This is a genomic window from Ruminococcoides intestinihominis (genome assembly GCF_040096285.1).
In the GTDB taxonomy this organism is placed as follows: Bacteria; Bacillota; Clostridia; order Oscillospirales; family Acutalibacteraceae; genus Ruminococcoides; species Ruminococcoides intestinihominis.
On record NZ_JBBMEY010000080.1, the window covers coordinates 1 to 3,604 of the forward strand.

A 3,604-nucleotide genomic window follows, 5' to 3' on the forward strand; every position below is an offset into this window, starting at 1 on the left:
ATATGGACTTTTACGGTATAGGTTGCTTTCACATTGCTTGTCTTTTCTCCCTCTTTTATCTGCTGATCTACTTCGTAGGTAGCAGAAAAAGTGTTCGTTCCCGATTGTTCGATACTCCATACAATCACATTTGTAGCTGTGGAGCTGGTCGGTATATCCGTTCTGATTGTATCAACATTCAAGTCCTGCAATTCCTTTGTCAGATAACCGCTGATTGCCTGCGTCCTTGCTTCGATAGCTTCTTTGCTGTTATTCCATGTGTAGTAGGACTTCGCAAAATTCTTCACGAAATTTTCTATCCCGTTGGTGTCCTGCAAGCAAAGTTCAATGATTTCTTTTTCATGGGTCGTGTGCTGGTCGATAGCAGTAAAATTCTTATACACTCCAAAGCTCACGCTTGCGATAAGCACCACCCACAACGCAATCACGGTTTTCTTATGTGTGCCTACCTTAACAGTACGCACCTTTTTTTCTTTTGGTTCTTTGATAGTTTCTGTCTGTTTCTTATTCTTCTTAAACATATTTTTCAAGTCCTTTCTATTGTTTTACTCGTCCTGCACCGATTAAGTGCTGTTGCCAGTAACTATTACTTAGGTCTGCATATCCTATCGGGTCGCCCGCATGGTACATCTGGTTATTTCCTACATAAATGCCGACGTGGGTTACATACGAACCAGCGTTATAGGTGGAATGGAAAAATACCAAGTCCCCAGCCTTTGCCTGCGAAAGCGGAAGATGTTGGGTAGCGTCATATTGTGCTTGTGCTGTTCTCGGTAAGGAGATACCAGCTTTTCCATAACACCATTGCATCAGTCCCGAGCAGTCAAAGGAAGTGTTGGGATTGCTACCGCCATACACATACTTCCAGCCTTGATATTTCAACGCTTCATTCATTACCTTTTGTGCCAGCTCTCCCGATACCTGCGGAACAGTTAAATACTGATTGACTAATTCCACATAGAACATATTTCCATAGCCATACCGCCAGCCCCCGTTCTTTGCAACGGCTATCGGGTTGGTGTAGGTTACTTTCTTTCCACCCGATTTCTCACGGGCGAAGCTCTCTGCAAGATTAAAGGTATATTTCTTTCCTTTTCCTGCCACATATCCCACATAACCACCGCCATAATTATAGGACTGTATCGCTACATTCAAGTCGTCGATACCTTGATTTTGGCAGGAAGAAAGCAGGGACGCAAAATATTTACACCCCTGCTTGATTGAACTTTCGGTATCTAAAGAGTTGGGTGGTAGTCCCAAACTTTCCGAACTCTGCATAACATCTTCTGCCGTACCGCCACTTTCTACTTGAATAATAGCAAGTAGCACATTGACATACTCGGAGATACCGTTTTCTCTGGCGTATTTTTCCACCATAGGCTGATGTTTCAAAACTTCTGCGGATAGGTTCATACCCGTAATGCCAGAAGAAAAGTTGCTGTTCTCGTCGTCGCTGTCCGCACTAATCAAGACACCAAAGAAAAGCACCAGAGAAAAGAGGATAGGAAACAGACTGCCAATGAGAGCGATATGTTTCAGTTTCATTTTTTCTTCTGTCCTTTCTTCGTTACAAGGTTACGAGTTTTCTCTGTGGTTTGCTGGTTCTTCTGGACGGTTTGCGTCTGCTGAACCTTTGTCCTGCGGTCTTTGGTGTAATTCTGGCGTGTTTCCTGCGATACTATTTTTTCTACATTCTGCCTATGTACTGGCTGTGCAGGTTGGGTCGCTTTCTTATCAGAAGCACCCGAAGATAACGGACGCTCTTTCACAACATTTGTCTTGACTGGCTCACTTATCTTTGAAGTGGTCGCTGTGGCAGGGCGTTTGACTTCCTGCATTTTTTCCGCACTCGGCTTTGGAATGATTGAAGCTGTGGCTGGTCGCTCATGGGGACGGGTAGCTCCCGTTGTCGCTGATCCGTCAGCCTTTCGCTGTGCCTGCCTTGCTTCTTGTGCCTTTTGAAGCTCCATACGCTTATCAGCAATATTCTGTCTATGCTGTTCCTGCTTTTCCAATCGTCCCGTCTGTCTGGACTGCTGTTCCTGCACCATGCCACGCTTAAAATCTGATACGCTGGACTTTGCCTTTTCCTTTGCGGAATACACCGCATAAGCGGTCTGTGTCGGCATATCCTTGATGTTTTCTTTGACAGCGTTTGCCTTATCTTTCACTTTATTTTTCGTATCTAAGACAGCACCGACTTTTGAACCTGCACGCTGTCCCATGCTGGAAGTGGCATTGCCCCGATTTTCTTTAGAAGCTGTATTTTTTCTTTCTGCTCGTTTGCCAGCAACGGCACTTCCAACCACCGCACCAGCCACACCGCCCGAAATACCGCCAGCACTTACCGCCCTTGCAATACGGTGTTCCATACGCCTAGCCCGATGTCGCATAAACAGATACGGTCTGCGGAATATGCGTCGTCCCATGCTTTGACTGTCGCCAGCATTAAGTGAAAACATACTCATTAAGTCGCCCAGCTTCATATAGATACCAGCGAAACATACTATCTGCAAGAACGCTACCATAAAGAACGGATAGTCCGTGGAAATGTTATAAAACATACTGGAAATGCTGAACGCCACCGTTACAATGAGCGTTATTCCTGCCCGTGTCATTATAGTATTAAATACCCTCACGATTGCCTGCTTTGCCATGCTTTCATAGCTCGGTATCATGGAAAGTAGAAAGCTGATAGGCAAAAACATAGCAAAGATAATAAAAAGTATCTGGCTGAACAACATCATGCCCGTAAGCAAGAATATAAATATCGTTATCCCCAAGTTGAAGAACAAGAGGAAGAACACCATACCCAAACGGTTTACCACCTGCGGTATTGTCAGATTGTTGTTGTCGTTGTCCTCAATTTCTGTTTTCACAACTTCTTCTCTGGTTTTCCCGTCCTCGTCCTCTGGGCTTGCTGATACCAGAGCTTCTACACGGTCTGTCCCAATTTCTTCTGCGTTACTGTTGCCAAATTGCAGAAGTAGCCACGGCTGTTCCACTTGAATAGAAAATAGGCTGTCCCGTATCAAGTCCACGCTGTCCTTGCCCTCGCTGTCAGAGTTGGGGAGCATGATTTTTGTTCCCAAGTCAAGTGAAGCGGTACTGATGTCTGATGAAAACTCATTTATCTTCTTGATGTAGTCGGGAGCGTAGGCGATAAATGAAGCGGACAACACGAACACCACAACAAAGTTGATAACAGCGTGAAGTGCCTTGCTGGTTTCCCGTTTTATCAGTCCCGTATAAGCAACATACATTCCCACCACTAAGATAATGAGAAGCAGGAAACCGACATAAAAGCCCGTAGAAGAAAAGCCGTTCTGTGTTACGCCTGCAAGTGTCTGTATGCTCTGTCCGATACTGTCTGCCATATCGTTAATAAAATCAAGTTTATAGGCTTCCTGCACCACATAGCCCGTGGCATTGCTTAAATAAAGGCTTATCGTCCAGACAAAGTTGGTAATGCAATATAGCCCGTACTGCACCGATTTTCCGATACCGTCCAGCCAGTTCCACGGAAGCCACGACCAGCTATTATCCACATAAAAATCAAGCTGGTAATTCGACAGCGGATATTTAGAGTAAAGATTTTCTGCGT

General features: G+C 45.0%; 3 protein-coding genes. All 3 read right to left on the minus strand.

The features are described 5' to 3' along the window. Nucleotides 1–521 (minus strand): conjugal transfer protein (locus WMO18_RS10670; protein ID WP_367286593.1); only part of this gene is annotated, 521 nt, incomplete at its 3' end. 16 nt (nucleotides 522–537) lie between these two features. Then, nucleotides 538–1,545 (minus strand): C40 family peptidase, encoded by a 1,008-nt coding sequence (locus WMO18_RS10675; protein ID WP_367286594.1) that lies wholly within the window; start codon nucleotides 1,543–1,545, stop codon nucleotides 538–540. Then, the coding region (locus WMO18_RS10680) for a CD3337/EF1877 family mobilome membrane protein (protein WP_367286595.1) at nucleotides 1,542–3,604 on the minus strand (2,063 nt) is incomplete at its 5' end. The genes WMO18_RS10675 and WMO18_RS10680, both read right to left, overlap by 4 nt.

Excerpts from the sequence above, each read along its gene's own strand:
- WMO18_RS10675 (WP_367286594.1), bottom strand. The coding sequence starts at position 1,545 with ATGAAACTGAAACATATCGCTCTCATTGGCAGTCTGTTTCCTATCCTC.